Below are 25695 nucleotides of genomic sequence, written 5' to 3'. Positions count from 1 at the left end.
CAGGCTCTTGGAGAGGTTATTTTTTTAAAATCATAACTTGTTACGGTTAAGTAAGATTAATTCAGGTTAAGTTTGGCTAAAAATATTCAGATCCTTACATTAAATGAATGAATGAATATGCGAAATTGTACTCATTCATTCAAAAGTACTTAGCTTGAATTATTGAACGGTTAATAGTTATGATCTCTGTCTGTTTTCTTAGATTGCTGTTTCAGGAAATAATCAGGATATTCTTTCATAATTTTATTAATTGTTCCTGAAGATATACCTAGTAATTTTCCTAACTCTTCCTGTGTCTTAAAATTACGCAGTGCTTTTTCTGCTTTATAATATTCAGCCTTTGTTATTTCTTCTTTTTCTAATTTATCTCTGAGTGGATTGCACTTAACTCTATGCTCCTTATTCTCAACTAATTTTATCTGATAAATTGCTTCTAGCGCTGCTGCATGATCAACTTTTCTGTCTGCTGTTCTAGCTTTTTGCTTGGTCCAATACCCATTAAAACCATACACTGCTTCGTACTCTTCTGTTTCATCTGGTCTTAATCCTCTAGCCTTATCAAACTCAATTTTCATCACCATATCAGGGCAGCCTTTTTCTTTAACTGCATTAATCAAAATAGATACATTGGCATTGTCTGTTTTTGATGATGTTCCTCTAGGTCCTACTCCAGCCTTACCGTGGTGATCTATTACAATCGTGGTGTAACACTGGCCTCTTAACCTTAGAAGCCACGAATTTATCAATCTATATTCATCACTATCGTTTTCTTTATAGTTAGATAATGACCTTAGATTATCCAATACTAACATAGGCTTTTTACCTGTTAATTTATGCACCTTCTGCAACACCTCTGTAATCAATTGCTGCCCCAGCTCTAGTTTTATGTCTGGTATTGTTTCATTTAACTGCTGCGCAAAATTTACGATTGTAAAATAATTATTCTGTGTTGGCCCCATTCTTTCAATATATTTTTCAGCTCTTTCAATTAGATCGTAAGGATCCATTTCCCCATCTATGTAAACAACTGGCATCGGATCTGGACAGTTATAATCTAGGAATGGTTTACCTCTACATAAGCTGTGCGTTAATCCTAGAATATACTCTGTTTTACCATTACCTTTAGGACCAGAAACAAAGTTGATGCTGTTCTCTTTAAATAGTTTTTCAACAATAAATATTGGTGGTCTGATATCTAACTTCATATAGTCATTTAAGCAGTGGCTTATTAATGTATTTGTAGTTTTAGTTTCTTCTTTTTTTTCAATTAAATCTTTTACTATCTGTCTGAATTGATGCTTTGATTTATCATCTATTGGTACAAAGTGAGTTTTAGAAAATATATTAGATGCTTTTTTAGACTTATATATGCCTCTGATGCATGCTTCAGATTCTTTTATTCTATCTTCTCTGTCTATGATGCTATGCCATTTATTTATTATTTTTACAGTTGTTTCTTCTGGTATTTCTTGATTGTAAAATTCCCCACCTACTGCAAGCAATAGACTATTTATTTCACCAGTATTTTTAGTTCCTGTAAGCATTGTCAATGCAGCTAAGATGTTTTGATATCTGAATAATTTTTTTAATTTTTGATAAGTTATTTCTGCAATAGGTCTATTAGCAACTTCAGCTCTAGCTTCTTTGTCAAGTGGACCATAAAAGATTGAATAACTTCCGTCTGTTCTTAATTCGTTTATACAGTGATCTTTAAAATGTACCCTAATTGTTATCGCATTTTCTGGTGTATTGGTTACTTTGTAAAGTGCATGACCAGCAGCTGCTCTTCCGAATGTTAATGTTTCAGGAATAATATTAATGATTTGTTGCGCCTGTTTTACAGACATATATTTCATAAAATCAAAATCTAATTCTGGGTATTCCTTTGAATTTCTTATTATTATTTGATGTCCGTTAATCTTTTGACCTTTATATTTTTCCTTTGATTTCCAGTTTACTACCTTCTTATAGTCCTGCTTTTCTTCATTAAAATCAGGCACTGTTACTGCTAGATCTAAATTGTTATTAGCTGCTAACTCTGATATAAACTTTTCATCATCCAGATATCCAGTGTGCGCCTCCATCAATTACCTCGCCTGACTTTGTGTTAAGTTTTTATGTAAAGTTTCTACGATTAAATCAGCAGGATAAAATATTCTCCCTCCTAATTTTGCATATGGAAATAAAGATCTAGCTTTAGATCTCTGCTTTCTTATTGCACCTTCAGTTACATGCAGCAGCTCAGCTAATTGCTTTGATGATAAGAGTTTACAGTTCTTATTCATAAATTCCTGTAGCTCTTGATCAGATATCTGATTACTTCTTATTTTAGTTTTCATATATGGACCTCTCTTGTTGGGTTTAGACATTGGGGCTAAAGTATTTTGATTGTGTAATTAAGTGAAATCCCTAGTGAAATAGGATTAGAGCTGGCTCATGCATGATTATCAGCCCTGCAGCTGAGGCGCCACAAGCCAGCAATTGTTCAGAGTGGAATCTAAACATCTTCTAGGTATCGTATTTAAATGATGGTTTTAAATCCTAAATGGAATTAGATCTTAAATTCTTTATCCTTATACATAGGTAACTTTGATTGTTTCTTAGATCTTTTTACACCTATAAATTCTTTAAACTTAGTCATATGCTCTTGGAAAGTTTTAGGTATTCGTGGACAAGCATATTGAGTTTCAGAAATAAATTCTGCTAACGGTCCAGTTCTTAAATATGGTTTTTGAGTTTGGATATCATGGTCCTTCCATATTTTTACTGCACCACCTTTAATATTACATGCTTCAATTAAATCTCGCACTGCATCTTCACACTCATAACAAATCTTTAGTTCATTATAATTATCCATTGAAAATTTAGTTGCTGCATATGCAACTCCAGCAGGTCCTAAAGCTGGAGTATGTATTGAAATAAACTTCTCTAGTTCCTTCCAACTCTTAACTTTAGCTGCCTCTGAATACGGGTTCTTTACAAAACCAACGTTAAGATTTTGTAAGCCTCTTCTTGGCTGCTTTGAAACAGATGATTTTTTTATCTTCTTTTTTTTCTTTTTTACAGGCATTGCGTTTGTTCCACTCCTTTTTTAGTTTATCTTCTATTAATATCCATTCAACCTCATTATTATTCTTCATCGTTACCTGCCTTTTTAAAGCTAACAATATTTGGAGCAGGCTTATAAATACTATGCTTAGTTTTTAGATCTTCTTGTTTATGATTGTAATAATGGTCCTGAGTAACTTTCATACTGCTATGCCTCATTCTTATTGATGCATCTTCAAGTCCCATTCTCTGGCCATAAACTGTTACGAATGTTTTACGTAGGTGTTTTAAAGTTAGGATGTTTTTATACTTATAAACAATCCTCTTACCTTTACCTCTAATCTTCTCTCTTGTTGCTAAACCAAACTTATAATTAAAATCTCTTAGCTTACATCTGTAACTTGAGTTATTAATCGGCTGCATTGGATCTGAAGATCTTGGGAATACCCACTTACTACCAACGGCCCATGATGCATTTGTATTCTCACTAGCAATTAAATTCTGCAACTTCTGCAAAATAATAATCATTTCTTCTGTTAGTTCTACTTCAGCATCCTTCCTATTCTTTGTATCTGTTAGATATAAAGTTTTAGTTCTGAAGTTAAACCAGCCACTGCATTTATTCTCTTCTGCTTTAGTGTTTGGTTTATTCCATAGCAGCTTATGATGATCTTCTATTCTTTCGCCTTCCTCCATAAGTAATCTGTAAAAGGTCAAAAAATGTGGCTCTCTCCATTGTTCCTCTTCAGTGTATTTTACTATTCTGAATAATAGCTTTTCATCATCTAGGTATTTTTTGTCTTTTGTTTCTTCATATTTAGAAATTCTTAAACATGGATTACCTGCCTTAAACATTGGGTTTAATTTTTTACTATCCCACTCAAACACAATTGACAACGCAGCTAATGCTCTGTTTGCAGTTGTAGGAGTATCTTCAAGCCTGTTATGCCATATCTCAATATCTCTCTTAGAAACATCCTTTAGCTCTGTTTTATGTAGGACCTTTTTCCAGTAATTGTTCTCTGATATTTTGTAGGAGTTAGTTAATCTATCCTTTAGCACCTGCTTATCTGTTTCAGTTAATACATATGTTTTAAGTAATTGTTGATAGTGATGTGTGGTTTTATCCTTATATCTGAGCTTAGTTCCTTTAGATTTTATTCTGTAACCACCAGCTCCATTTTCTAGATAATCTCTGACAAGTGTTTCAACTGTAATAATGCTACTACGAGTATTGATAGTTTTCTTCCACTCAGGTAATTTTATATTAACTAACCTCTTAACAACATCTATTGGCTTCTGGCCGTAACGGCAGATATATTTATATCTTCCTGAACTTTCAGCTTTACCATCTTCGCTAATACTCTTGACACCAAAGTGAGCATAAAAAGATTTAGTAAGTGATGGTTGAGGTTGAACGAATATACATAGACCTTCACAAGTAAGATCAAAATATTTCTGTATCTTATCTGTATGCTTTAATGCATCCAGTTTGGCTTTTGTAAACCTTATTGACTTTGTTATTTTCATAAATTCCACTCCATGATTTGATTGTTTTAATGAAGTTAAATGAGCTTATGAAATCCATAATGAAAACCGATCCAGAAACCGACAGAGCAACCGACAGAATTGACACAAATGATCTACAATGCTTCACAAGTGTGCGAGCTGCTACAGCAGCGAGCATAGTACTTATGTTTTTTAAGCATTGATTTATTTGACCAATTGCAATAAATATCTGGGACAATATAGGATGCCCTTGTAGCTCAGCTGGTAGAGCAATTGATTTGTAATCAATAGGTCCGCGGTTCGAATCCGTGCGGGGGCACCATTACAAACATTGATTTAATTATCATTTCCAATCATTGAAAAGAAAATCCGGTCGCAGAACAGAACGGAACGAAGAACATACAAAGGAAGAAAGTAGAACTTGCCGAGGTCTTTTTGAGGTCTTTATGAAATCTACCGACAATCCCGTTCGTCGTTTGTTTCACTTGATTGAGATTTTTCTTTTCTAAAACTAAATACAAGAAAGGAAATATTACTATGAATAAATCAAAAAAATTAACTGACGCATATTGCAGAAGTTTAAAACCAAAAATAAGCCAAGATCCAAAAAGTAAAAACTATTTAAATTATATCCCCTCTTATGTTCCTGGTGACTACCCAGGTTTAGAATTGTGGATTTATCCTAGTGGAATTAAAACTTGGAAATTAAAATACAGATCCAAAAACATTAAACATCAACAAAGAAAAAAGCTCGGCAATTATCCTGATGTTGGAGTTGTTGAAGCTCACAAAAAAGCAAAAAAATTATCTATAAAAATTGAAGACGGTCTAGATCCAAGATCCGTGGAAAAAGCAGATATATTAAAAATGCAATTAGGTGAAGCATTGAGAAAGTATTATCAGGAAGAATTAACCACCGCTAATCAACACAGATTAAATACAATTAAAAACATTAAAGCGATCTTTAAAGTATGGATTTTTAGAAATACTTACGACAAGAATATCTTAAATTTATTAACCAGGGTTGAGGATATTCAATACAAAAAGCTTTCCTCAATAACTGCTAAAATGTTTAAGCAGCTCTTTCAGTTGGTTGGTTCAAGATCCCCGATTATTGCAAATAGATTACAGAATTATTTAAGAAAATTTTGGAATGATTTTGTAAAAGAACAAGACAATCCTTTCATTATGAAAAAGAAATTTATGTATGATGAAAAGGTATATTTAGACTTCCTGGACCCAACAGAATTAAAACAAGTTATGAATGTTTTAGTTAAGGTTAATCAAGTGACCGGAAAATTAAATATGGACCATTACATTAAAAGAAAACTAAACCCCGTTTCGTGTTTATTGCTTGCCTTTTTATTAGCAACCGGACGAAGAACTGAAGAAGCTTCATCACTTACTTGGAATCAATATTTCCAAGGTGATGAACCAAGAATAAAGCTACTCGAAACAAAGACATCAAAGAAAAATCAAAAGTTAATTTTTCCTATTGGTAAAGACGCAGTAAAAATTTTGAAATTAATCCAAACAGAAAGATTAAATAATCCTGAATCTAAATTTTATTTTTCAATAGAAGATCCTAGAAATAAACAGATATTTCCGTCAAGAGATTATGGAAGAATGCTTGCCAACGGTAAATGTAAAAATGTTTATATCAAAGATCCAGGTTCAACGTGGGACAAAGCTTTGAAGTTAGGTGGTGTTGAAAGACATATGAAAGTTTATGCAACACGACACACTTTTGCGACAATGCATTATAGAGCTAACAGAGATATTAAAGCGCTTGCGGAAGCTCTTGGAACAACAGAACAGATCGCTTTAAAATATGCAAAACTTGTTGGGGAAACAGTTGTTGAGGGAATTAATAAAATTGATTTCTTTAATGAAGAAAAACCAAAACTTGTTGAAGTAATTTAGTGGTCCTTGATTCCTGACTAATGTATAAAGGTTCTATATGGGCAAAGATAAATGGGCAGATGTAATTGAGTATTTAAGGAACTCGAACCGCGATCCAAAGGCAAATTTAAAACTTCTAAAAGGAAATGAAAAAGGACATCAATCCAATTACAATATTAATAGGTCCTCTTATACCTTAAATGTTATTGCAGCAATCACACAAAAAATTTTAGATCCAAAAAATAAAAATAAAAATATTACTTCTATAATTAGATCCTGGGTAATCACAAAAGACTTTGAAGAATTTTATAATTTATTGCGTCGTGATGAGGGAAAAAAATATGTAAGAGCTGACGCAGAATATACAAAGCTATACACAAAACAACTTTTAGATTTATGGTACTCAAAAACAAAAGAAGTTTTGAAATGGAAAAGATATTTTAAAAAAACCAAAGGATATTTTATTGTAAATAATCCAGTTGAAGCTTTAGATAAAACCAAAGGAAAAAGTATTATAAGCTCATCAATGACACCAAAGAAGAACCGATCATAGCATATCGTCGTCCCTATTCTAGTCCACCCTATATTGCTTAATAAATTCAATCTCATATTTACAATGTATGAGAAAAATTAAAGATCCATATTTTGAAATCTTTTCCAGAGGTGGAAATGTTGAAAAGTCCATATCAGCAGATCCCAAAGCTAATGGCGAAACTAAAAAGAAATTAATCCAACTTGCCAAGGACGAGGCAGATATAAAATTTGATTTAGAATTAGAAATCATAAAACAACTTGAAGATAAATTTAAAGAATTTGGAAAGCCTGGCGAAACTATTAGTGACTTCATTAAAAGAGCACCGTTAGAAGAATTAATTAAATTAGAATTACAAGGTGGTGGAAAAGTAATTTCAATTTCAGATTATTTAAAACAAAGAGAAAAACCAAAAATAAAAAAGATTGATTTAGCACAAGGCGATTTCAATAAAACTGTTGCCGGATTAAGTGATAGTGACAAAGCTTTAATAAAAGATTTGTTAAGAAAGTCCGGAGTATTGGTAGGCGATTAATTATGTCATACGACGAAAACAACCCGCAGCATAAAAAACAATTATATGATTATTTAACAGATAGTGGTGAATTTGCTTATAAAAGAAAAAATAAAACGAACACAGAGCCACAGAGATTAGCAAATGAGTCGAAGTCCGATACCCAGGTCATAGTAAATAATGGAAATATCCAAACAAAAAAAGATTTTATAAAATCATTACCTTTAGAAGAACAACCCGGATACGACGCAGATAAAGATCCAAACTTATTAAGAAGAATAAAATATTACCAAGGTGAAAGTTTAGGTGCAGATTTTGACAGAGCTATTGCACTTGAAGATGAAGAATTAAAAAAACTAGGTAGAGATCCGGCAAACATTTTACAAAGAAATCGAAAGGTGCAGCCCTTGGTCCCTAAAAGAGCAACAACAAAACAAATGCAGCAGTTAAAAGGTAAAATAGATAAATACAAAGATGTTCATTTTCCAAAAGAAAAACCATTTAAAAAATCTAAACCTAAACAATTAGAATTGCCTTTACCTGAATTGAAGTTTGATAATATTCAGATTCCTGAACCATTAACCAAGAGCCCTGAAGATATTGCAATGGAACAAAGGTTCAATGAACTACTTAAAAAATCACAAGAAGAAAAAATAAAAAATGAAAATTCCGGTATTGGATATTTAGTCGGTGGGTCCAAGGTTTATGACTAAATATGAAATCAAATATATGCTTGAACAAATGACATCTAGTGTTGATCGATTAACCGACGCACTTGGAAAACAAACTTACATCATATCCGATCTATGGAGTGAAATAGGATCTAAACAAGAAAAGATCGTTAGCCAATCTTATGAAATCAAAGACTTAACCAATAAGCTCAATTCATATCGAAGAAAATTCTACAATGACAAAGTAGATGAAGCAAAATTTGAAAAGAGTTTCAAAGATTTCGTAGGGGAAAGCACGGATAATTAAATGGCAGATTTAGACAGAGTATATGACAAACAAAGACTAGAAAAAATTAGCAAAGTCTTGGAAGAAATTGAAGCAATTATTGAAAATCACAAAATGAAAATGTTAAGCAGCGAATGGAATGAGGCCGGAACCAAGGCCATAGAGGAATTTCCAACAGAAGAAATAATCAAAGAGATAGAGGAAACTTTAGAGAATGAGCTTTAAAAAATATTTACGACCAAAAGATGTTGAGGATATTTACTCGATAAAAATATCAACACTTGCAAAACAACGTCAGGGAAAATACGGCCTGCCCTATTCGATTGTTGGACGTAAGAAGCATAAACAAAAAGGCGGTGTAATCCTATACAGCATTGATGACATCAATGATTTTCTAAACAAACATAAAAAATAAATAACAACGGAGGAATTATTACTATGGGAAAATTTAATAAAGACATTGCAAAGAAAGTATCACTACAAACAATCGGCGGCGGTGATGGACCGTCAGATAGCCAAGGAATAGAAATTAAATCACCTGGCAAAATGTATTGGTTCTCAATCAAAGGTAAAACAATCGAAGACTTGATTGAAGTCACAACTACAAAACTTTTTGATCCAGACGGTGAACAACAAGAATACTTGATTCAGGTTGAAGATCCGGCATTAAGAGAAAAAGTATTCAACAAAGCAGATGACAATATCAACGTAAAATTAATTGTTAGATGTGTTAATTGGTTTGGTACAGAGTTTTTATGGTTGCCCTCAATAAGAACAAAAGGCAATTCAAAGCTTGCTTCTACTTCAGCAAAAAAGGCCATTGAAAGAGGACTAGACGGAAATTGGATCAAGTGCCAATGGAAATCAAATTCTGTTGGTTGGCAAAGTTGGAGTCACCCAGGAACAGATAAAAAACCTGAATGGTCCAAGATGAGTGATGAAGAAATAATAGATATGGTTTTTGATGAAAGGATTATTGAAAGCCTGGATCACGAAGCATTAATCAGAAACACAGGAGTTAAAAGCTAATGAACAATGTAGATCAATGGTTAAAAGAACAAGAGAAAAATTATCCAACTGTCGAAGAATTAGGACAATACAAATTAGAAGTATTGCTTAAATGGTGGTTGAACTGTTGGGGTAATAAAGATCCTCAAGAATATCAAGATATGGAATGGTGTTGGGAAAAACAACTCTCACATTTTTTATTAGATCCAATAGTACAAACACAAAGAGCAATAAGAGAAAACCCGTTTGTCTGTGCTTGCTGCGGCGAAGAAAAACCAGACTATATCGAAGCTCTTGAAAAAGATTGTGAAGAATACGAAAGGAAACAAAAAGATGAGAAGAAAAATAAAAATAGCACAGGACTTAACAGCTGATGAAATTCTTGAACTATATAGAAAAGCGTTTCGAAAGAGTCCTGGTAGAAGACACCGAATTTATTTTAGATTCGACAGGAACGATCCCAAAAAGAGTTTTAGCTCACGTTTATATTGATGTCTTTACGGGTGAACCTTTTAGATATTGGTTAGACAATAAAAAATCTTTTCAGAAACCATTTGATTTTGATGAGATTCTTTTAGTGAGCTACAACGCAACAGCTGAAGTTGGTTGTCATTTAAATTTATTACACGGAAGACCACCGAATATTTGGGACGCATATGTTGAAACTGCCCGACTACATAAACCAATGCGAACGGGTAAAGGTGCATTAACTCTTTTATCAACTGCAGAACATTATGGAATCAGAGATAAAATGTCTGTTAGTGAAAAAGAAAATAACCTGGATCTAATTTTAAGAAGAAATAATTATAAAGATCAACCCAGCGATTATTCTAAAGAAGAACAAAAACAAATCCTTAAATATTGTGAAGCTGATACAGAATTATTAAGACAAGTATTCATAAAACAAGTTTTAGAAATAGAACAAAAACTAAATCTAAAAACAGATGAAGATTTTGAGGGTGAGCTATGGCGGATCTTAAATCGTGGTTATGCTGTTGGTTGCGTGGCCCAGGTTGAACGAAACGGTATTCCTATTGATATGAACCTGGTTAATAAATTCAACACCTATTGGCCAATGGTTAAAGACAATTTAATTAGAGAAGTTAATAAAGAAATAGATGTATTCAATGAGGACTTAACTTTTAGTTTTGAAAAATTTAATAAGTTAATCATAAGAAATAATTTAGATCGTAAGTGGCCTAGAATGAAGACAGGAAACTTCACTACAAATAAAAAAATAATTAAGCAGCATCTATTCAATGAGGAAATAGAAAAATTTAATGAGATAAGAACTTTGCAAAATATGACAAAGCTTACTGCTTACAATCCAGGTACAGACGGAAGAACAAGAACAAGTTTCAATATGTTTGGAACCGTCACAAGTAGAGCTTCACCGTCTTCATCAAAATATGTTTTTAGTGCTTCCAAGTGGGCAAGAAATTTTATTAAACCGTCTTATGGTTCCTGGTTAGTGTACATTGATTATTCAAGTCAAGAGCCTGGAGTTATGGGTTATTTATCCGGCGATCAGAATTTAATTAATGCTTATCAATCAGGTGATATTTATATTCATACTGCAAAGCTATTTGGAATGGTGCCTGAAAATGCAACAAAGCAAACGCACCCTGAAGAAAGAGGAATATTTAAAGTTTTATATTTAGCAAATTCTTATGGGCAAGGACCAAAAGCAGTTGCAGAGTCTTTAAAATGTTCAGTAGCGCACGCAAAAGAATTACAAAATAAATATAAGCAAGTTTATAAAAAATACTTCAGTTGGATTGAGGGAAATATCGAAGCCGGATTGAATCAGAAATATTTAACAACGGTTTATGGTTGGCAAAGACACATCAATTCATTGACCACAATAAAGGACGGAAAAACAGTACACATACACAGAAGTTTATTAAATTGGCCTATCCAATCACACGGCGCAGAAATTTTAAGAACTGCATTAATGGATCTTACAGACAATTATTTTAAAGTTGTGGCCCTGGTTCACGACGCAGTTATGATTGAAATTCCAATTCCTGAATTTAAGCAGCGCTTGGAAGAAGCAAAACAAATTATGGTGGACGCTTCAATAAAAGTTGTCGGTGGTCCAATAAGAGTTGACCAAGAAATTATAAAAACTAATTATAAACAATTAGACGATGACGGAGAACCAAACAAAGATCAAAAACTTTTTAATAAAATTATGAGACATATAGATAGGTACACCCGATCAAGATTAAACGTACCCCCAGAACGAGTAGACCGCCCTATATAATTAATAATATAATTTAATAATTATTATAATATGATCCGACATTATCGAAAACATAACAACCCACCAGAAGAAGACGGTTCGTCTTATGATGGTGTTACTTTTACGAGAGGACCTATGCACATAAATCACTTCTACGAAATATCAAAATGTGGAGTTAATGCTCTAAGACTATACCAATACATAAGAACTGTTCAGGGATTAAAATATCCAGGTGCAGCAGAAAATTCTCACTTGCCTGTAAAAGTTGATAACAAAAAACTTTATGATTGGTTTGGAGTAGGACCTACTAAAAAATGGGAAGCGTTAAACAAACTTGCAAATAAAAAGATTATTGATTTGAAAAGAGGTGGTAGAGGAAGATTGCCAACGGTTAAAATTATTTTGCCAAAAAAGAAACTTAACTAGGTACACCTGGTTAGGGTATTGTAAATTTAGATAAGAGGAATTATTATTATTAAACATTAGTAATATTCCTAAATTCTTATCCAAATTTTTTTAGGATCATAACCCAGGTTGTTAGCCCATAATGGCCTGGGTTTTTTAATTTCAAAAAAGTTTTCAGCAGCCATCAAAGACCCCTTTTTGTTAGTTTGAGTTAGGGTGAAAAACTTCTCCAGAGTTGTCTTTAGTTACCTTTACTTACGCTTAAAATGTCTGGTTCATGTTTAGTAATGCGGTGTTATTTAAAGTAGTTTAATATTTTTTGAAGGGATATTTTCAGGACAACATTTTAAAATTCAAGGTAACTAGGACACGATTCTGGTGGCCGGCGGCCCAAGCGTTCCTGGACACCGTGCAGGTGCTCGCGTGCGATGGCGTCCACTTGTTCACACGACTGTTCGGGCTGATTCGAAAACGACAGCAATTGGCGAATATCGTCCAGACTGAAACCCAGCTCCCGGCTGTGACGGATAAAGATCAGCCTCGAGGCCTGATCTTCTGAATAGATGCGCCGATTGCCGCTGGTGCGCCTCGTATCCGGCAACAGACCGATTTTCTCGTAGTGCCGAATGATCTGGACAGTGCAACCAGCTCTTTCTGCCAGTTCGCCAATTGAAATATCTCTTACGTTCATCAAATTTTCCTCTTGCTCCTACAACGATTTGTAGATATTAGTATCTCAGACTAGAGGCTTTCAAGGCGTCGTTCAATTGGATGACAAGCCTCGATAATGAATTACAGGAGCAAGGTATGAGTGCAAGTTGCTGCGGACAAGATGCCCAATTCGACGGCGTTTCCGCCGCATTCAAGCGGGCATTGTGGATCGTCATCGCCATCAACGGCGCTATGTTCATCGTTGAGATGGCGGCGGGCGCTTTCGCGGGGTCGAAGGCGCTGCAGGCGGACGCCCTCGATTTCCTCGGCGATACGACCACTTACGCCATCAGCCTCTACGTCATCGGCATGGCCCTGCACGTCCGCGCGACGGCGGCACTCATCAAGGGGCTCAGCCTTGCGGCCATGGGGCTATGGGTATTTGGATCGACCGCTTATCAAGTTCTCGTCCTCGGCGTGCCGTCCGCGACAGTCATGGGCGGTGTCGGGTTGTTGGCGCTTTTGGCAAACCTTGCAAGCGTCGTCCTTCTCATGCGATTCAAGGACGGCGACGCGAACGTTCGCTCCGTCTGGCTCTGCAGCCGCAACGACGCCATCGGAAATGTGGCCGTCATCGGGGCGGCAGCCGGTGTCTATTTTACCGGGACTGCGTGGCCAGACCTTATTGTCGCCGCTCTCATGGCCGGCCTGTTCCTCTGGTCGGCCACGCAGATCGTGCGTCAGGCGTGGGGAGAAATGCAACATTGTGCCCGAGTGAGGTCGGGTAGCACCATGCAGAACACCTCCCATCAAACCAACGCCTTGTATCTCGCATGGCTGATTGCTTTGACCGCGACCCTCGGGGCCCTGTTCATCGGGGAAGTCATGGGACGAACACCCTGTGTTCTTTGCTGGTACCAACGGATCGCCATGTTTCCGCTGGCACTTATCCTGGGGCTTGCGAGTTTTCGAGCCGATCATGCGGTTCGGCACTACGTTATTCCTTTGGCATTGATTGGCGGCTTGATCGCACTTTGGCATAGCCTGCTTTTCGTCGGGATCATCCCCGAACCAATTCAACCCTGTGAACGCAACGGACCATCATGCTCGGGAGAAGATCAAGTGCTGTTTGGCGTTCTGCCGCTACCGTACCTGTCCGTTTTCTCCTTCAGTGCCATCATTTTGTTGCTGACCGTTCCCTTTAGAAAGAGATCTTCATGAACCGTCGAACCCTGATCATCGTGACCGCCGTAGTAGCAGTCGGACTATTTGCCATCGGTGGCCTTCTTTACTCCCCGACAAGCAAGGAAGTGGCGGTCACAAAACCAGTATCAAATGAAGCGCCGCTGGTAAGACCCCATTCGCCGGTCTTTGGAGCAAAAGATGCGCCCGTCACCATCGTCGAATTCTTCGATCCCGCGTGCGAAGCATGCCGCGCCTTCCATCCCGTGGTGAAAAAGATACTTTCCGAGTTTCAGGGGAAAGTTCGCGTCGTGCTCAGATACACAGCGTTCCATCCACCATCGGAAGAAGCGATACGGATTCTAGAAGCTGCTCGCCTTCAGGGGAAGTTCGAGGTCGTTCTCGAGCGACTTCTTGAAACCCAACCTCGTTGGGCGCCACATGGGCGTCCGGCCGATAGTGCCTGGAGCCTGTTAGACGGAACAGGCCTCGACGTGGAACGCGCCCGCCGCGATGCCAAACTCCCTGGCATCGTCGCCGTCTTGAACCAGGACACGGCCGACGTGAAGAACGTCGGCGTGACGGGGACACCGACATTCTTCGTCAACGGAAAACCGCTGCTCGACTTCGGCGCGCAGCAACTGCTCGATCTGGTTGAGGCAGAGGTGGCGTCAAATTGAGAGCCGTAAGGATTACCCTTTGGGGAGGCGTGGGTGTCGCGCTGGCGGGCTTTCTCTGGCTCAGTCTGTGGCATGATCGTGGGCCGAGTGGCGGCAGTTCATCGCAAGATGTGGCAACTTCCTTCCGGCCAACGTTCAACTTGACCGATCACCGCAGCAATGCTGTCACTGTGCAAAGCTATCAGGGCAAATGGTTACTGGTCTTTTTCGGATTCACCAACTGTCCGGATATATGCCCGACGACCCTCGCGGAGCTCGCCCGGGTCATGGAGCGACTCGGGCCGGACGCGGGATTGGTAAAGCCGCTGTTCGTCTCGATTGACCCCGAGCGCGACCGGGTGGAGACCATGGCCGAGTATGTTTCGGTATTTCATCCGACTATCGTCGGCCTGACTGGAACCGAGGCCCAGATTGCCGAGGCGGCGCGGTCGTTCAAGGCGTATTACGAAAAACAGCCGCAGGAATCCGCCCCGAACGGTTACACTATGGGCCACACTTCCGCAGTGTACCTCATTTCTCCCGAGGGCGTGTTCGTCCGTACCTACGGATACGGAACGCCACCGGGGGAAATTACCAAAGACCTTCAAAATAGATTGTGAGGCCGAAAATGTTGCGCCTATTGTCCCAAGCTCTCCTGAGCATTGTCTTTATTCTTTCCGCGTTGCCGGTATCCGCGGATTCCACGCGCGTCGGCGACCTGGTCATCGATTCACCTTGGGCGCGCGCGTCGATTGGAATGTCGCGTCCGGCTGCCGCCTATATGACGATTCGTAATGAGGGAACTGTAAGTGATGCCTTGTTGGCGGTCAGCACCCCGCTGTCGGGAATGGCCGAGGTTCACGCCACGAGCACGAAAAATGGCGTCATGAGCATGGGCCCCGCCGGACCGGTTGAAATACAGGGCGGCGGTAACGTGCTGCTTGCGCCTGGTGGATTGCACATCATGATGATGAAGCTCAAAAAGGCCCTCATTAAAGGCAAAACCGTCGAAATCACGCTTGCGTTCAAACGCAGCGGCAAAGTCACGGTGACAGCGCCCATTTACGGGCCTGGCGCGACCCGGCCCGAATGATACGTCACGCCACATATGTCCGCAAAACCGGGCTGTTCATGCTGGCCATTTTTGTCGGCCTTGCGGCTTCCATCGGTATTGGTTGGTGGCAGGTTGATGGACCAGGGTCGGATCGCCCCTTGGCCGCCGTTGGCACCCAGCACTCCCTTCGAGAACTTAGCGTAGCCGCTGGGCGCATTGCGGAAGAGGAGCTTCAGGAGAGGGGCGTCACGCTGGATACCGGAGACACCCTCATGGAAATCCTGCTGACGGTGGACGTTCCGCGACAAGAAGCTTATGCCGCCAGCACGGCCATGGAAAAGGTCTACGATCCCCGCGACCTCAGGGCCGGACAAAAGATCAAGATATTCCTACGAGATACAGACGGCCTCAAAAAGAAATGGTGCTTTGAGAGACTTGAGTTCGTCCCGGAGACGGACCGCCTGATTTCGGTCGAGCACGATTCGCACGACTCTTTTTCCGCACAAATTGAAACGGTTCCTCATGTTTCGGACCTTGTTGCGAAATCCGGGATTATTAGCTCGAGCTTCTTTGAGGCGGCTCGGGCGGCGGAGGTTCCAACCTCGGTCCTGCTAGCTTCCTACGGGACGCTTAGCGACGCGCTTGACTTTCAGCGTGATTTTCGAGCCGGAGATACTTTCGAACTCGGATTCAGGGTCTATGACGATGGCCCGGAACGGGGTCAGCATCCGGGAGAACTGGTGTATGCCTCAATAGACCTGCGGGGACAAAGCATTCGAGCCTATCGCTACACAACCTCCGACGGATACACCGGATTCTTCGATGAATCGGGGGCGAGCCTGACCACCAATCTGATGAAGACACCGATTGATGGTGCGCGCCTCTCGTCCCTTTTTGGCAAACGGAAACATCCCATCCTGGGTTACACACGGATGCATCGTGGTCTTGATTTCGCGGCACCTCGCGGCACACCCGTTCTAGCCGCCGGCAACGGAGTCGTCATCCAAAAGGGCCGCAACGGAGACTTCGGAAAATATATCCGGATCAAGCACGACGCGACGTATTCCACCGCTTACGCCCATCTCAGCCGCTATGCCGACAAACTCAAACCCGGCGACCGGGTGCGACAGGGGGAGGTGATCGGCTACGTCGGGGCGACCGGGCTCGTGACGGGCCCGAACCTGCACTATGAAATCCTACAGGGGTCCCGCCAGGTAAATCCGATGAAAGTGGAACTTCCGCCTCGACGTTTGTTGGAGAGGGTGGAAATGGCGCGTTTCGAAAGAGAAAAAGAAAAAATCCGCTCCCTTCTGGCATTCCAGCCTACGGGTGCACGGTCGCGTCAGGCAGTTTTGGCCGGACCAGCTGTCCACGAACGGGTGGCTCTAAAATCAAACTGGCAGAAAAAATCATGACCGTTGGTCGTGTGTTTTCCCTCAAACTTCGGCACTTTGGAATTGGTCTTCTCGGAAGCTCCCTCGTTCTGTTGCTCGATCAAGCCTCAAAATCGTTCATGATCGAACTCCTCTCGAATCCGCCGCACGTTATTCCCATTTCGTCTTTTTTCAATCTTGCGTTGGGGTTCAACCGTGGGGTCAGCTTCGGCCTCCTGAACGACCTCGGAACTTGGGGACCAATTGTGTTGTCTTCGCTGGCCGTGGTAATCGTCGGCTTCCTTCTTGTCTGGCTTTGGAATGCCGAGCGCGCCATTGATGGTGCAGCGATTTCTCTGATCATCGGCGGCGCTTTGGGAAACCTCCTGGATCGGATACGAGTCGGCGCCGTAACGGACTTTCTCGATTTCTTCATTGGCGTGTACCACTGGCCCGCATTCAATTTGGCTGATACCGGGATTTTCACCGGAGCTGCCCTTCTTGTTATTCAGTCGTTTCGTACCAGCAAGAAAACGATACAAGACTGTGCTGAAGATGGTTCAATAGAATAGTACTAATGAAACATAGATTTACAGACGAACAAGTTATCGGGATTTTGAAAGAACATGAAGCCGGTGTAACGGTGAAGGAACTGTGCTGCAATTTCGGCATGTCGGACGCCACTTTGCGAAGGAGTTCCTCCCCTCATGATTCCACAGTGATTCCAGTGGACCATTTCGGCACATACCCCAAGAATCCAAAAGCCCGTAACTCTTTGAAGTTACGGGCTTAAGTTGGTTGCGGGGGCCAAACTACAGCTCCAACTCCAACTGCTCCAACAGCGTAAGAGGCAGTGAATAGAAAATCTCTTCTTACAGGTTTTTTGTCTTTTGAAGTATTTTTCATTATTATATTTAATGACAAGCAATTCCAAATTTTTTTAATCTCCAATAATTATAAGGCCATGGAGTTAAAAAACCCACTGTCAGCATTATTGGTACCACCCACCAAGTTAACATAGCGCCACCTGTTAAAAGATAATCTGTCAAATTCATTGCAACTTCCATACTAACCATTGAGATAAAACTCATTCCACAAGCTATTTTTAATGCTTTAACAAATTTAAAATCTTGTCTCATTAAAATAAAGGTTTCAAGCATAATGCTGGTTAATATACCATTAATGATTGCTAAGATCATTATACCAAGAACAGGAAATGGGGTTTGAGTTAGTTGAAAATATAGTATGGTTCCAAAATCACCAATTACACACCCGATAACACACCACATAGTATTTTTAGCACTTTTTCTCCACGTGTGTTTACACGACCAATTAAAATCTTCAGATGTAATGTTTTTTGCTATCATTTATTAGTTGATTTAAACTTCAACAATAAAGATGTTATAGACTCTCCACCTACAAGAGAGTCAAGTTAATATTAAGAGTTTAAATTTATAATATTTCTTAACATAATCGTTTAGAATTATTCATTTTTATTCTTTAAAATAAAGTTTAAAGTAAAAAATTATAAAATTTACACAAAGTAGAGAATCAAATGAAAATTAGTGAAGCTGCAAATAGAATCAAAGTTCCAATTAAAAAAATAAGATATTACTCTGATATTGGACTTATTAGACCCAGTAGAGTTAATAATGGCTATAGGGATTTTACAGAAAATGACTTAATAAAACTTCAATTAATAGTAAAATCAAGATCTTTTGGTTTTTCTATAAAAGAGTGTTCAACGTTAATAGAATTATTTGAAAACAAAAGTAGATATAGCAAGGATGTTAAGGAAATTGCTGTACTAAAAATAAACGATATTGAAAACAAAATTAAATCCTTAAATATGTTAAAGAAAAATTTACAAAAAATATCCAAACAATGCAAAGGTGATAAAAATTCAAATTGCTCTATTTTAGATAATTTAACATTAATAAATTAAATTATAGTTTTAGACGAACGCGTAATTATTGTTTGAAAGCTTTTATTAATTCATGAAGATTAATTTATATGGTCATGAATACAGAATATTCCCCATCAATAAGCTGATAAATAACATAAGGCGCTTCTTTATTTCCTGGCATACCAGGTGTCCCAATTGGCATTCCAGGCAAAGCTATGCCGTCAATATCAGGTTGATCTTTTAGTAATTTATTTATCGCTTCAATAGGCACATGACCTTCTATAAAATATTTACCCACAACACTAGTATGACAAGATTGCATTTCTCCTGGAATATTATGTTTTTTTTTAATCAAGTCGAGACTTGTCATATTTGTTTTTTTTACCTTAAACTGTTCTCCTTCAAGAAATGAAACGTATCCATTACAGCATCCACAAGTTGGAGTTTTAAAAACTTCGACAGTATATTTGCTAGTTTTTGCAACGGGAAAAGCATCTTGTTTATTAGTGACAAAGTTAAAAATATAAACAGATGATATTAATAAAACTACTAATATAACTGATATAGAAAATTTAGATTTTAAATTCATAATATTTTTTTAATTCTGTTCATTTTAATTTTTAATATATTAAATAATTACAAAAACCAAACTACTACTTCCTAACTGTGAATTTTTTATTAACCCCATCTTCTTTAACATACTTTTTACTATTGATGGAAATAAGACAAACAAAAATTGTGTATTCATCAAAAACCATAAACTAACTTATCAATCTAACTTAACACCAATATATCTTCTTTGGTTCTGTGCGTTATAGATCACAATTAAAATTGTTTTTTGATTAGATTTTAAAGCGGTATCTACTATGTCTTCAAGATCTTCTATAGATTTAATCTTTTTCTTTTGAGCTTCAATTATGACGTCACCTACATTTAAATAATCTATTGGACTATTTTTACCGATATTAGTTATAACTAAGCCCGTTGTTTGGTTGGGCAGCTTTCTTTCCTCAATATCTTTATCATTCAAAAGTCGTGCTATAATTTTTAAAGACTTAATTTCTGAAATATCTGGTGTCTTCCGTGTAAAGAAGAAATGCCTTCATTAGATAATTTACAAAAAAACATTAATTTAAATAACTTGAATTCTAACCTAAAAATCTTTCCAATAAATATTAGTCAAGAAAGTCTGCCAAAAGCAGAATCTTTTGGATTTAAGGGTAGTTGAATATTCACCAATCCTCGCTTTATCATCTTGAACTGGTATATTTTTCCTTTGAATCGATTTGAAGAACTGCAATATCAGCCCCCAATAATTGTTGCATTCTTTATCTCCACCCACTCTAACAACAATATCCTCTGAATCTTTGATAACGTGATTATTGGTAATTAAATTCCTTTTTCATCAATTATAAACCCCGAACCTAATGCTGCAGATTTTCTTGTTTGTGGTGTTCCAAATTCCTTGAACATATCTTCAAAAGGTATCCTTAGGGAATGGGTAATAACCGTTGTAGAAATATTTACAACTGATGGCATTAACCTTTCTGCTAAATCTGCAAATGATGTTGGTGCAGCTTTAACATTTATTTGTAGTACAAGAAACTGTAAAAAATACTATTAATAATTTTTTAGGTCCTTCCACCTATGAGAGAGTCAAATAAAAATTTTGTTACCTAAAAATAAGGGTTATTATGAAAAGTATTGATGATACTTGAGAACGCTTTATAGGCTAAAGGTAATGAAATTTATAATAATATTTATTTACATAATAACTACCACTTTGGTTACGCTATAGACCAGATATCAAAAATTTAATATTAACAAAAAATCTAAAAACTTATGAAGAGGTAATTTTTAAAGACAAAAATCAAAAAAATATTGATTTAGCCAATTATAAAGGGAAATTAATAATACTTAATTTTTGGGCTACCTGGTGTCTTACGTGTAAAGAAGAAATGCCTTCATTAGATAATTTACAAAAAAACATTAATTTAAATAACCTAAAAATCTTTCCAATAAATATTAGTCAAGAAAGTCTGCCAAAAGCAGAATCTTTTTATAAGGAGTTGAATATTAAAAATTTAGATATTTACTTTGATGCACCCATAACATTGGCAAAAAAAATTTCTTTAAGAGGAATTCCAACAAGTATTTTATTTAATAAAGAAGGCAAAGAATTTGCAAGAATTATAGGTCCTATCGATTTTAATGATAAGGAATTTATTAATTGGTTGAAGCTTTATAATTAATTCAAGTTATATTTTTGCATAAATAAATACTAAATCTCATAGGGTGACCATACAGAACATTTTTCTTATAATGAATTAATTAGATCAGGCGCTATTTTTTTAGATTTACCAGAATATCTAATTGCTTTAATAGCATCTAGATTAGACTTATCGTCACCGACAATTATAAAGCCAATCATTCCAACGCTTTTATGTGGAGTACACCAATAAGCATAAATACCCGGGGTATCAAATTTAAATTCTACATCTTGACTATATTTAGATTTAAATTTTTCAACACCTTCAGGAACGCCACCTTTAATAAACTCTACATTATGTCCTTTATTGGTAGCTTTCCAAAAAACTTTATCTCCAACATTTATTTTTACAATTTTTTGAGAAAAAACCATGATTTCTTTTTCTTGTTTATTTAACATTTCTACTGTTGCATCGGCTGCAAGGGAAGCGGTGTTTAAAAAAATTACTGAAAACAAAGTTGTAACTAGGGTGGCTATTTTTTTTATCATGGTTAATTTAACTTTCTTCGCATATGAGTTAATAAATTATTATTATACACATAATTAGTAAAAAAAAATAATCAACTTTGTTAAGTGTAACAAGTTACCACATTAATATTAAGCCAACTTATAATTTAATTTTTATTTAAACACCTTATTAGGTTCAATTTGAAAATAATTTAATTATATTTTTTTAGCACCAACGGTGATGCACTTAGAAAAGTTTTTACCTCTGGTTTCGAGGTAGTATGGAATTATTTCTTATTCCAAAAGAGCCATATAAAAAAACCTACGGCTAATACTAAAAAACCAGCCACAAGCAAATCCCCAAAGCTCCCTGGCTCTTTAACTTGGTTTAACTTGTGCTGAGCATTACTAATACTGCACCAAAACAAACCAAAAATGACTATCCCTATAAACTTTTTCATTTTGTATAAAATTTACTTTTGGTTCATTTTTTTAATTTGATCAAAAGCAGAGTTAATAGCCCTCATTTTTTTTTTACTTTCTTCAATCACTTCTTTAGGCACTCCTTTATTCATTAATATATCAGGATGGTGCTCTTTTGAAAGTTGAAGATATTTTTTTCTGATAGTTACAAAATCATCGTTAGAACTACAACCTAATACTATATAAGGATTCAACTTATCAGAACTTTTTCTTGACTCCTTAATCCCCTCAAATTGACTTTCACTTAAACCAAAAATTTTTGCAATACCTCTTATCATTGTGATTTCAGAGTCGGACACATTGCTATCTGCTTCTGCAATATAAAACAATGTGTTGATGACCTCGTCTAGAACCGCAGGATTATTTTTATAAATTTGTCCTATCTGTTGGGCGTAAGGTTCATAGCCAAGTGAGTCTTCTTTGGCTTTGTTAAATATTTCTCCAACCTGATCCATTTCATGTTCAGGAATTTTTAATTTATTCTTTATGGCAATTAATTCTTCTTTTGAGACATGTCCATCAGCTTTGGCTAACTTCGCTGTTAGAATGATTAGAGCAATAGCAAAAATTTGCTGAGGGGGAGCAAAATTTTGTTGAAAACCTGATCTTCGAGCCGACGAAATTCTGCCTCCAACCATTGAACCTATTAGAGCTCCAATAGGTCCGGCAAATGTAAAACCAACAAAGCCACCGATAAGACTACCCCATATACTCATATTTGACCTTCTGTTAAAGACACCACAGAAAACACTGTATTAGACCACAACAACCCCGCAACCACTATCAAAATCACCTTCTTCATACCTTCATCATACCTGATTTCGGATACAGAGTCTTTGATGTATTGACTTTTGTTTATAATATATCTATATTTGTAGATATATGGATATTTTTAATAAATTACTATTTAATTATGAATGTTACAAAAACTGTCAAAATATTAGAATCTCTAGCCCAAGAAACTAGACTGAAAGCATTTAAGGCAATGGTAAGGGCCGGCTTGGATGGCATAAGTGCTGGAGAGATAAGTAAGAAGGTTAGCATACCTCAAAACACAATGTCATTCCATCTTTCACATCTTGAGAATAGTGGATTAATCAAATCTAAAAAGGAAGGAAGATATGTGATATATAGAGCTGACTTTAAGACTGTAGAAAACCTAATAAAATACCTTGTAAATAGTTGTTGTTTTGATTCAGAAGATAAATGTCACATAGCAACAAATTTTATTAATTTAATTGGGAAATAAGAAAATGAAAAATATAAAAAAAATACTAATTTTAGTAGGAATGGTAGCCGTTCTATTGTCCACCTCAAATGTAAGCTTTGCTTTTAGTTTATTTGCCAACAAAACAGGTGAAGTTGAGTTAAATAATTTTGTGGATAAAAACGTAGACCTAGAAACAGTTACCTTGGATGTTCCGGGAATGTTTTGCGCAACATGTCCATTTACAGTACGCAAGAGTCTAGAAAAATTATCTGGTATCTCTGAAGTTAAAACATCCCTAAAAACCAGAACTGCTACAGTTAAATATAATCCAGAGAAGGTAACTATTAAAAAAATGATAAAGGCAACAACTGATGTTGGCTATCCTTCCACCATAAACAACAAAGAATTTTCCAGGGAGTAACTTCTATTAATTAAAATAATAATAACATTATGGATAAGAAAAAAAATATAAATGAAAATAAAACTAGATGGTTACTTGGGGCTGGAATTACAACTGCTCTAGGGGCTACTCTTTGTTGTGTAGCACCATTAGTGTTATTCCTTCTTGGAATTAATGGGGCTTGGATTGGTAATTTAACAGCAATGGCTCCATATAAACCATATTTCTTAATTGCGGCAATTGCTTTTGTTGCCGGAGGATTTTGGAAAGTATATAAAAAACCTAAAGCGCAAGATTGTGAACCAGGAACATTCTGTGCTATGCCATATTCGGATCGAATCAATAAAACTATGTTGTGGGTTGCTGTTTCTGTGATTGTTTTGGTATTAATTTACCCTTATGTAGCCCCGTCTATTTTAGAAAGACTGTAAATAAATGAATAAAAAATATGCCTGATTACTACAATAAAAATAAAGAAATTAATCTCTTCCCTGATCTTTTGGTAATAGGTGCTGGATCTGCAGGATTCTCATCTGCCATAACTGCTGCCGAGAAAGGTGCAAATGTAGTTATTGTGGGAGAGGGAGTAATTGGAGGAACTTGCGTTAATGTTGGATGTGTTCCTTCAAAAACTATGATTAGGGCAACTGAAACATTGCACCAGGCAAGCAGAGCCTCCCGCTTTGATGGGGTTGAAGCCAATGCCAAAATAACCGACTGGAAAGCATTGGTAGCACAAAAACAAGCCTTGGTGGATGAGCTTAGAGGCGCAAAATATATTGATGTTTTACCAGCCTATGAAAACGTTTCTTATCTTGAAGGACGGGCAGTTTTTACAGATGGCGGAGTGATGGTTGGCGATACGCTATACACACCTAAGAAGGTGATTATCGCCACAGGCTCGTCTGCATCATTACCGCCGATTGACGGTATGTTAAGCGTTCCCTATCTCACTAGCACCACAGCATTAGAATTACAGGAACAACCAAAATCTCTGCTTGTTATCGGCGGTGGGGTCATTGGTGTTGAGTTAGGCCAGATGTTTGCCAGAGCCGGAACTAAAGTTACAATCTGCTGTCGTAGCCGATTAGTGCCGGAAACCGAGCTGGAAATAAGCGAAGCGTTAGCTAAATATTTACAAGATGAAAACATAGATGTGTGTGCTGGAATTGGTTACCAAAAAATTGAAGAAATAGATGGTGGTATTCGTCTGACACACGATAAAAATGGAGAAACTCGCACTATTGATGCCGAGCAAGTTTTGGTAACTACCGGACGCAAACCGAACACGGCCAATATGGGACTGGAAGAAAACGGTATAAAACTGATTAAAAACGGTGGCGTACAGGTTAACGAATATATGCAAACCAGCCGTGAAAATGTTTATGCCGTAGGTGATGTAACAGGTACGGATATGTTTGTTTATATGGCCGCTTACGGCGGCAAAATTGCAGCACTTAATACACTTGATGGTAATAAAAATGCTTATGATAACGCTGCCATGCCTTCTGTGATATTTACCGATCCGCAGGTAGCTGATACAGGGCTAACCGAAGTTCAAGCAAAAGAGCAAGGCTATGATGTAAAAACCAGTGTCATTACACTTGACCATGTGCCACGCTTTATTGCCGCCCGTGATACCAGAGGTTTAATCAAATTAGTAGCCGACAGAAAAACCGACAAATTACTAGGCGCGCATATTTTAGCACCGGAAGGCGGAGACTTGATACAAACAATCGTGATTGCTTTGAAAGCACAAATGACAACAGAAGCACTGACAAGCACTATATTCCCATACCTAACAGGCGTAGAAGGACTGAAACTTGCCGCTCAAACCTTTGATAAAGATGTTAGTAAACTTTCATGTTGCGCAGGGTAACGTATCCATTTGACAACATCCAATATAACTGCTAATATATGAACATCTATTCATATATAATA

Annotated in this window: 36 protein-coding genes, 1 tRNA gene and 2 pseudogenes; 26 read left to right on the top strand and 13 right to left on the bottom strand. The window is 37.4% G+C overall.

Annotated elements, in window-relative coordinates; translation table 11 throughout:
- Positions 1-170 precede the first annotated feature (170 nt).
- The 4 genes from ACQY31_RS08200 to ACQY31_RS08185 form a co-directional block, all read right to left on the bottom strand.
- Positions 171-2084: an AAA family ATPase gene (locus tag ACQY31_RS08200; RefSeq protein WP_428079987.1), complete on the bottom strand. Its 1914-nt coding sequence runs from the start codon at positions 2082-2084 to the stop codon at positions 171-173.
- Between the two features lie 3 nt (positions 2085-2087).
- A complete protein-coding gene (locus ACQY31_RS08195) occupies positions 2088-2339 on the bottom strand; it encodes a hypothetical protein (protein WP_428079986.1) in 252 nt (83 codons plus the stop codon).
- A 212-nt stretch (positions 2340-2551) separates the two neighbouring features.
- Positions 2552-3070: a hypothetical protein gene (locus ACQY31_RS08190; RefSeq protein ID WP_428079985.1), complete on the bottom strand. Its 519-nt coding sequence runs from the start codon at positions 3068-3070 to the stop codon at positions 2552-2554.
- Between the two features lie 59 nt (positions 3071-3129).
- On the bottom strand, positions 3130-4578 hold the full coding sequence (locus tag ACQY31_RS08185) for a hypothetical protein (protein WP_428079984.1): 1449 nt from the start codon (positions 4576-4578) through the stop codon (positions 3130-3132).
- A gap of 225 nt (positions 4579-4803) precedes the next feature.
- Here ACQY31_RS08185 and ACQY31_RS08180 point away from each other — a divergent pair.
- The 12 genes from ACQY31_RS08180 (at position 4804) to ACQY31_RS08125 (ending at position 12141) form a co-directional block, all read left to right on the top strand.
- Positions 4804-4879, top strand: a tRNA-Thr gene (locus ACQY31_RS08180).
- A gap of 215 nt (positions 4880-5094) precedes the next feature.
- Positions 5095-6480, top strand: coding sequence for a tyrosine-type recombinase/integrase (locus tag ACQY31_RS08175; RefSeq protein ID WP_428079983.1), 1386 nt, complete (start codon positions 5095-5097; stop codon positions 6478-6480).
- 37 nt (positions 6481-6517) lie between these two features.
- Positions 6518-7012: a hypothetical protein gene (locus ACQY31_RS08170; RefSeq protein ID WP_428079982.1), complete on the top strand. Its 495-nt coding sequence runs from the start codon at positions 6518-6520 to the stop codon at positions 7010-7012.
- Positions 7013-7079: 67 nt separating this feature from the next.
- The gene (locus tag ACQY31_RS08165) at positions 7080-7526 is read left to right on the top strand and encodes a hypothetical protein (RefSeq protein WP_428079981.1); all 447 of its coding nucleotides are present in this window, start codon (positions 7080-7082) and stop codon (positions 7524-7526) included.
- A gap of 2 nt (positions 7527-7528) precedes the next feature.
- Positions 7529-8218, top strand: a complete 690-nt coding sequence (locus tag ACQY31_RS08160; protein ID WP_428079980.1) for a hypothetical protein — start codon at positions 7529-7531, stop codon at positions 8216-8218.
- On the top strand, positions 8211-8483 hold the full coding sequence (locus ACQY31_RS08155; RefSeq protein ID WP_428079979.1) for a hypothetical protein: 273 nt from the start codon (positions 8211-8213) through the stop codon (positions 8481-8483). Before ACQY31_RS08160 ends, ACQY31_RS08155 begins: the two co-directional genes overlap by 8 nt.
- On the top strand, positions 8484-8687 hold the full coding sequence (locus ACQY31_RS08150) for a hypothetical protein (RefSeq protein ID WP_428079978.1): 204 nt from the start codon (positions 8484-8486) through the stop codon (positions 8685-8687).
- Positions 8677-8877 (top strand): hypothetical protein, encoded by a 201-nt coding sequence (locus ACQY31_RS08145; protein ID WP_428079977.1) that lies wholly within the window; start codon positions 8677-8679, stop codon positions 8875-8877. Before ACQY31_RS08150 ends, ACQY31_RS08145 begins: the two co-directional genes overlap by 11 nt.
- A 23-nt stretch (positions 8878-8900) precedes the next feature.
- The gene (locus ACQY31_RS08140) at positions 8901-9491 is read left to right on the top strand and encodes a hypothetical protein (protein ID WP_428079976.1); all 591 of its coding nucleotides are present in this window, start codon (positions 8901-8903) and stop codon (positions 9489-9491) included.
- Positions 9491-9844 (top strand): hypothetical protein, encoded by a 354-nt coding sequence (locus ACQY31_RS08135; RefSeq protein ID WP_428079975.1) that lies wholly within the window; start codon positions 9491-9493, stop codon positions 9842-9844. Before ACQY31_RS08140 ends, ACQY31_RS08135 begins: the two co-directional genes overlap by 1 nt.
- Entirely contained in the window at positions 9844-11736 is a 1893-nt protein-coding gene (locus ACQY31_RS08130) for a DNA polymerase (protein ID WP_428079974.1), read from the top strand. Before ACQY31_RS08135 ends, ACQY31_RS08130 begins: the two co-directional genes overlap by 1 nt.
- A gap of 30 nt (positions 11737-11766) precedes the next feature.
- Entirely contained in the window at positions 11767-12141 is a 375-nt protein-coding gene (locus ACQY31_RS08125) for a hypothetical protein (protein WP_428079973.1), read from the top strand.
- Between the two features lie 325 nt (positions 12142-12466).
- Here ACQY31_RS08125 and ACQY31_RS08120 read toward each other — a convergent pair whose 3' ends face one another.
- Entirely contained in the window at positions 12467-12811 is a 345-nt protein-coding gene (locus ACQY31_RS08120) for a MerR family transcriptional regulator (RefSeq protein WP_428079972.1), read from the bottom strand.
- 116 nt (positions 12812-12927) lie between these two features.
- On the opposite strand from ACQY31_RS08120, the pseudogene ACQY31_RS08115 reads away from it, so the two are divergent.
- From ACQY31_RS08115 to ACQY31_RS08080, 8 genes and pseudogenes are all read left to right on the top strand, one after another.
- A pseudogene (locus ACQY31_RS08115) lies at positions 12928-13542 on the top strand (cation transporter); the annotation flags it as partial.
- Positions 13528-13992, top strand: a complete 465-nt coding sequence (locus ACQY31_RS08110; RefSeq protein ID WP_428081218.1) for a disulfide bond formation protein B — start codon at positions 13528-13530, stop codon at positions 13990-13992. The pseudogene ACQY31_RS08115 and the gene ACQY31_RS08110, both read left to right, overlap by 15 nt.
- Positions 13989-14633: a DsbA family protein gene (locus ACQY31_RS08105; RefSeq protein ID WP_428079971.1), complete on the top strand. Its 645-nt coding sequence runs from the start codon at positions 13989-13991 to the stop codon at positions 14631-14633. The genes ACQY31_RS08110 and ACQY31_RS08105 overlap by 4 nt, the downstream gene beginning before the upstream one ends.
- Positions 14634-14662: 29 nt before the next feature.
- Entirely contained in the window at positions 14663-15232 is a 570-nt protein-coding gene (locus tag ACQY31_RS08100) for an SCO family protein (RefSeq protein ID WP_428079970.1), read from the top strand.
- A gap of 8 nt (positions 15233-15240) precedes the next feature.
- Positions 15241-15705, top strand: coding sequence for a copper chaperone PCu(A)C (locus tag ACQY31_RS08095; RefSeq protein ID WP_428079969.1), 465 nt, complete (start codon positions 15241-15243; stop codon positions 15703-15705).
- A 38-nt stretch (positions 15706-15743) separates the two neighbouring features.
- Positions 15744-17081 (top strand): M23 family metallopeptidase, encoded by a 1338-nt coding sequence (locus tag ACQY31_RS08090; protein ID WP_428079968.1) that lies wholly within the window; start codon positions 15744-15746, stop codon positions 17079-17081.
- Positions 17078-17611, top strand: coding sequence for a signal peptidase II (gene lspA, locus ACQY31_RS08085; RefSeq protein ID WP_428079967.1), 534 nt, complete (start codon positions 17078-17080; stop codon positions 17609-17611). The genes ACQY31_RS08090 and lspA overlap by 4 nt, the downstream gene beginning before the upstream one ends.
- Positions 17612-17616: 5 nt before the next feature.
- A pseudogene (locus ACQY31_RS08080) lies at positions 17617-17727 on the top strand (transposase); the annotation flags it as partial.
- Positions 17728-17828: 101 nt separating this feature from the next.
- On the opposite strand, the gene ACQY31_RS08075 reads toward ACQY31_RS08080, so the two are convergent.
- A complete protein-coding gene (locus ACQY31_RS08075; protein WP_428079966.1) occupies positions 17829-17945 on the bottom strand; it encodes a ubiquinol-cytochrome c reductase iron-sulfur subunit N-terminal domain-containing protein in 117 nt (38 codons plus the stop codon).
- A gap of 8 nt (positions 17946-17953) precedes the next feature.
- Positions 17954-18328 (bottom strand): DUF4396 domain-containing protein, encoded by a 375-nt coding sequence (locus tag ACQY31_RS08070; protein WP_428081216.1) that lies wholly within the window; start codon positions 18326-18328, stop codon positions 17954-17956.
- 266 nt (positions 18329-18594) lie between these two features.
- Here ACQY31_RS08070 and ACQY31_RS08065 point away from each other — a divergent pair, with 266 nt between their 5' ends.
- Positions 18595-18984 (top strand): MerR family transcriptional regulator, encoded by a 390-nt coding sequence (locus tag ACQY31_RS08065; RefSeq protein ID WP_428079951.1) that lies wholly within the window; start codon positions 18595-18597, stop codon positions 18982-18984.
- 64 nt (positions 18985-19048) lie between these two features.
- On the opposite strand, the gene ACQY31_RS08060 is transcribed toward ACQY31_RS08065, so the two are convergent.
- From ACQY31_RS08060 to ACQY31_RS08050, 3 genes are all read right to left on the bottom strand, one after another.
- The gene (locus tag ACQY31_RS08060; RefSeq protein WP_428079950.1) at positions 19049-19534 is read right to left on the bottom strand and encodes a DUF411 domain-containing protein; all 486 of its coding nucleotides are present in this window, start codon (positions 19532-19534) and stop codon (positions 19049-19051) included.
- Positions 19535-19714: 180 nt separating this feature from the next.
- On the bottom strand, positions 19715-19975 hold the full coding sequence (locus ACQY31_RS08055; RefSeq protein WP_428079965.1) for a hypothetical protein: 261 nt from the start codon (positions 19973-19975) through the stop codon (positions 19715-19717).
- Positions 19976-20334: 359 nt separating this feature from the next.
- Positions 20335-20484, bottom strand: a complete 150-nt coding sequence (locus ACQY31_RS08050) for a hypothetical protein (RefSeq protein ID WP_428079964.1) — start codon at positions 20482-20484, stop codon at positions 20335-20337.
- Positions 20485-20750: 266 nt separating this feature from the next.
- On the opposite strand from ACQY31_RS08050, the gene ACQY31_RS08045 reads away from it, so the two are divergent.
- Positions 20751-21197: a TlpA family protein disulfide reductase gene (locus ACQY31_RS08045; protein WP_428081214.1), complete on the top strand. Its 447-nt coding sequence runs from the start codon at positions 20751-20753 to the stop codon at positions 21195-21197.
- 65 nt (positions 21198-21262) lie between these two features.
- On the opposite strand, the gene ACQY31_RS08040 is transcribed toward ACQY31_RS08045, so the two are convergent.
- From ACQY31_RS08040 to ACQY31_RS08030, 3 genes are all read right to left on the bottom strand, one after another.
- On the bottom strand, positions 21263-21703 hold the full coding sequence (locus ACQY31_RS08040; protein WP_428079947.1) for a pseudoazurin: 441 nt from the start codon (positions 21701-21703) through the stop codon (positions 21263-21265).
- Positions 21704-21948: 245 nt separating this feature from the next.
- Entirely contained in the window at positions 21949-22122 is a 174-nt protein-coding gene (locus ACQY31_RS08035) for a hypothetical protein (RefSeq protein ID WP_428079963.1), read from the bottom strand.
- A gap of 12 nt (positions 22123-22134) precedes the next feature.
- A complete protein-coding gene (locus tag ACQY31_RS08030) occupies positions 22135-22860 on the bottom strand; it encodes a TerB family tellurite resistance protein (protein WP_428079962.1) in 726 nt (241 codons plus the stop codon).
- 197 nt (positions 22861-23057) lie between these two features.
- Between ACQY31_RS08030 and ACQY31_RS08025 the strand changes: the two genes are divergently transcribed.
- The 4 genes from ACQY31_RS08025 to merA are packed head-to-tail and all read left to right on the top strand — an operon-like array spanning position 23058 to position 25633.
- Positions 23058-23393: an ArsR/SmtB family transcription factor gene (locus tag ACQY31_RS08025; RefSeq protein ID WP_428079961.1), complete on the top strand. Its 336-nt coding sequence runs from the start codon at positions 23058-23060 to the stop codon at positions 23391-23393.
- Positions 23394-23397: 4 nt separating this feature from the next.
- The gene (locus ACQY31_RS08020) at positions 23398-23775 is read left to right on the top strand and encodes a cation transporter (RefSeq protein WP_428079960.1); all 378 of its coding nucleotides are present in this window, start codon (positions 23398-23400) and stop codon (positions 23773-23775) included.
- A 29-nt stretch (positions 23776-23804) separates the two neighbouring features.
- The gene (locus ACQY31_RS08015; protein ID WP_428079959.1) at positions 23805-24185 is read left to right on the top strand and encodes a mercuric transporter MerT family protein; all 381 of its coding nucleotides are present in this window, start codon (positions 23805-23807) and stop codon (positions 24183-24185) included.
- A gap of 17 nt (positions 24186-24202) precedes the next feature.
- Positions 24203-25633: a mercury(II) reductase gene (merA, locus tag ACQY31_RS08010; protein ID WP_428079958.1), complete on the top strand. Its 1431-nt coding sequence runs from the start codon at positions 24203-24205 to the stop codon at positions 25631-25633.
- Positions 25634-25695 lie beyond the last annotated feature (62 nt).

Origin of the sequence: Candidatus Pelagibacter sp., assembly GCF_965262185.1 — a bacterium.
GTDB lineage: Bacteria > Pseudomonadota > Alphaproteobacteria > Pelagibacterales > Pelagibacteraceae > Pelagibacter.
The sequence above is the reverse complement of the archived record's forward strand: the minus strand, read 5'-3'. Positions and strand labels throughout refer to the sequence as shown.

What these genes read in the sequence shown, in the direction of transcription:
- ACQY31_RS08200 (WP_428079987.1), bottom strand. Translation starts at nt 2,084, where the DNA reads ATGGAGGCGCACACTGGATATCTGGATGATGAAAAGTTTATATCAGAG.
- ACQY31_RS08195 (WP_428079986.1), bottom strand. Translation starts at nt 2,339, where the DNA reads ATGAAAACTAAAATAAGAAGTAATCAGATATCTGATCAAGAGCTACAG.
- ACQY31_RS08190 (WP_428079985.1), bottom strand. Translation starts at nt 3,070, where the DNA reads ATGCCTGTAAAAAAGAAAAAAAAGAAGATAAAAAAATCATCTGTTTCA.
- ACQY31_RS08185 (WP_428079984.1), bottom strand. Translation starts at nt 4,578, where the DNA reads ATGAAAATAACAAAGTCAATAAGGTTTACAAAAGCCAAACTGGATGCA.
- ACQY31_RS08175 (WP_428079983.1), top strand. Translation starts at nt 5,095, where the DNA reads ATGAATAAATCAAAAAAATTAACTGACGCATATTGCAGAAGTTTAAAA.
- ACQY31_RS08170 (WP_428079982.1), top strand. Translation starts at nt 6,518, where the DNA reads ATGGGCAAAGATAAATGGGCAGATGTAATTGAGTATTTAAGGAACTCG.
- ACQY31_RS08165 (WP_428079981.1), top strand. Translation starts at nt 7,080, where the DNA reads ATGAGAAAAATTAAAGATCCATATTTTGAAATCTTTTCCAGAGGTGGA.
- ACQY31_RS08160 (WP_428079980.1), top strand. Translation starts at nt 7,529, where the DNA reads ATGTCATACGACGAAAACAACCCGCAGCATAAAAAACAATTATATGAT.
- ACQY31_RS08155 (WP_428079979.1), top strand. Translation starts at nt 8,211, where the DNA reads ATGACTAAATATGAAATCAAATATATGCTTGAACAAATGACATCTAGT.
- ACQY31_RS08150 (WP_428079978.1), top strand. Translation starts at nt 8,484, where the DNA reads ATGGCAGATTTAGACAGAGTATATGACAAACAAAGACTAGAAAAAATT.
- ACQY31_RS08145 (WP_428079977.1), top strand. Translation starts at nt 8,677, where the DNA reads ATGAGCTTTAAAAAATATTTACGACCAAAAGATGTTGAGGATATTTAC.
- ACQY31_RS08140 (WP_428079976.1), top strand. Translation starts at nt 8,901, where the DNA reads ATGGGAAAATTTAATAAAGACATTGCAAAGAAAGTATCACTACAAACA.
- ACQY31_RS08135 (WP_428079975.1), top strand. Translation starts at nt 9,491, where the DNA reads ATGAACAATGTAGATCAATGGTTAAAAGAACAAGAGAAAAATTATCCA.
- ACQY31_RS08130 (WP_428079974.1), top strand. Translation starts at nt 9,844, where the DNA reads ATGAAATTCTTGAACTATATAGAAAAGCGTTTCGAAAGAGTCCTGGTA.
- ACQY31_RS08125 (WP_428079973.1), top strand. Translation starts at nt 11,767, where the DNA reads ATGATCCGACATTATCGAAAACATAACAACCCACCAGAAGAAGACGGT.
- ACQY31_RS08120 (WP_428079972.1), bottom strand. Translation starts at nt 12,811, where the DNA reads ATGAACGTAAGAGATATTTCAATTGGCGAACTGGCAGAAAGAGCTGGT.
- ACQY31_RS08110 (WP_428081218.1), top strand. Translation starts at nt 13,528, where the DNA reads ATGCAACATTGTGCCCGAGTGAGGTCGGGTAGCACCATGCAGAACACC.
- ACQY31_RS08105 (WP_428079971.1), top strand. Translation starts at nt 13,989, where the DNA reads ATGAACCGTCGAACCCTGATCATCGTGACCGCCGTAGTAGCAGTCGGA.
- ACQY31_RS08095 (WP_428079969.1), top strand. Translation starts at nt 15,241, where the DNA reads ATGTTGCGCCTATTGTCCCAAGCTCTCCTGAGCATTGTCTTTATTCTT.
- ACQY31_RS08090 (WP_428079968.1), top strand. Translation starts at nt 15,744, where the DNA reads ATGCTGGCCATTTTTGTCGGCCTTGCGGCTTCCATCGGTATTGGTTGG.
- lspA (WP_428079967.1), top strand. Translation starts at nt 17,078, where the DNA reads ATGACCGTTGGTCGTGTGTTTTCCCTCAAACTTCGGCACTTTGGAATT.
- ACQY31_RS08075 (WP_428079966.1), bottom strand. Translation starts at nt 17,945, where the DNA reads ATGAAAAATACTTCAAAAGACAAAAAACCTGTAAGAAGAGATTTTCTA.
- ACQY31_RS08070 (WP_428081216.1), bottom strand. Translation starts at nt 18,328, where the DNA reads ATGTGGTGTGTTATCGGGTGTGTAATTGGTGATTTTGGAACCATACTA.
- ACQY31_RS08065 (WP_428079951.1), top strand. Translation starts at nt 18,595, where the DNA reads ATGAAAATTAGTGAAGCTGCAAATAGAATCAAAGTTCCAATTAAAAAA.
- ACQY31_RS08060 (WP_428079950.1), bottom strand. Translation starts at nt 19,534, where the DNA reads ATGAATTTAAAATCTAAATTTTCTATATCAGTTATATTAGTAGTTTTA.
- ACQY31_RS08050 (WP_428079964.1), bottom strand. Translation starts at nt 20,484, where the DNA reads ATGCCATCAGTTGTAAATATTTCTACAACGGTTATTACCCATTCCCTA.
- ACQY31_RS08040 (WP_428079947.1), bottom strand. Translation starts at nt 21,703, where the DNA reads ATGATAAAAAAAATAGCCACCCTAGTTACAACTTTGTTTTCAGTAATT.
- ACQY31_RS08035 (WP_428079963.1), bottom strand. Translation starts at nt 22,122, where the DNA reads ATGAAAAAGTTTATAGGGATAGTCATTTTTGGTTTGTTTTGGTGCAGT.
- ACQY31_RS08030 (WP_428079962.1), bottom strand. Translation starts at nt 22,860, where the DNA reads ATGAGTATATGGGGTAGTCTTATCGGTGGCTTTGTTGGTTTTACATTT.
- ACQY31_RS08025 (WP_428079961.1), top strand. Translation starts at nt 23,058, where the DNA reads ATGAATGTTACAAAAACTGTCAAAATATTAGAATCTCTAGCCCAAGAA.
- ACQY31_RS08020 (WP_428079960.1), top strand. Translation starts at nt 23,398, where the DNA reads ATGAAAAATATAAAAAAAATACTAATTTTAGTAGGAATGGTAGCCGTT.
- ACQY31_RS08015 (WP_428079959.1), top strand. Translation starts at nt 23,805, where the DNA reads ATGGATAAGAAAAAAAATATAAATGAAAATAAAACTAGATGGTTACTT.
- merA (WP_428079958.1), top strand. Translation starts at nt 24,203, where the DNA reads ATGCCTGATTACTACAATAAAAATAAAGAAATTAATCTCTTCCCTGAT.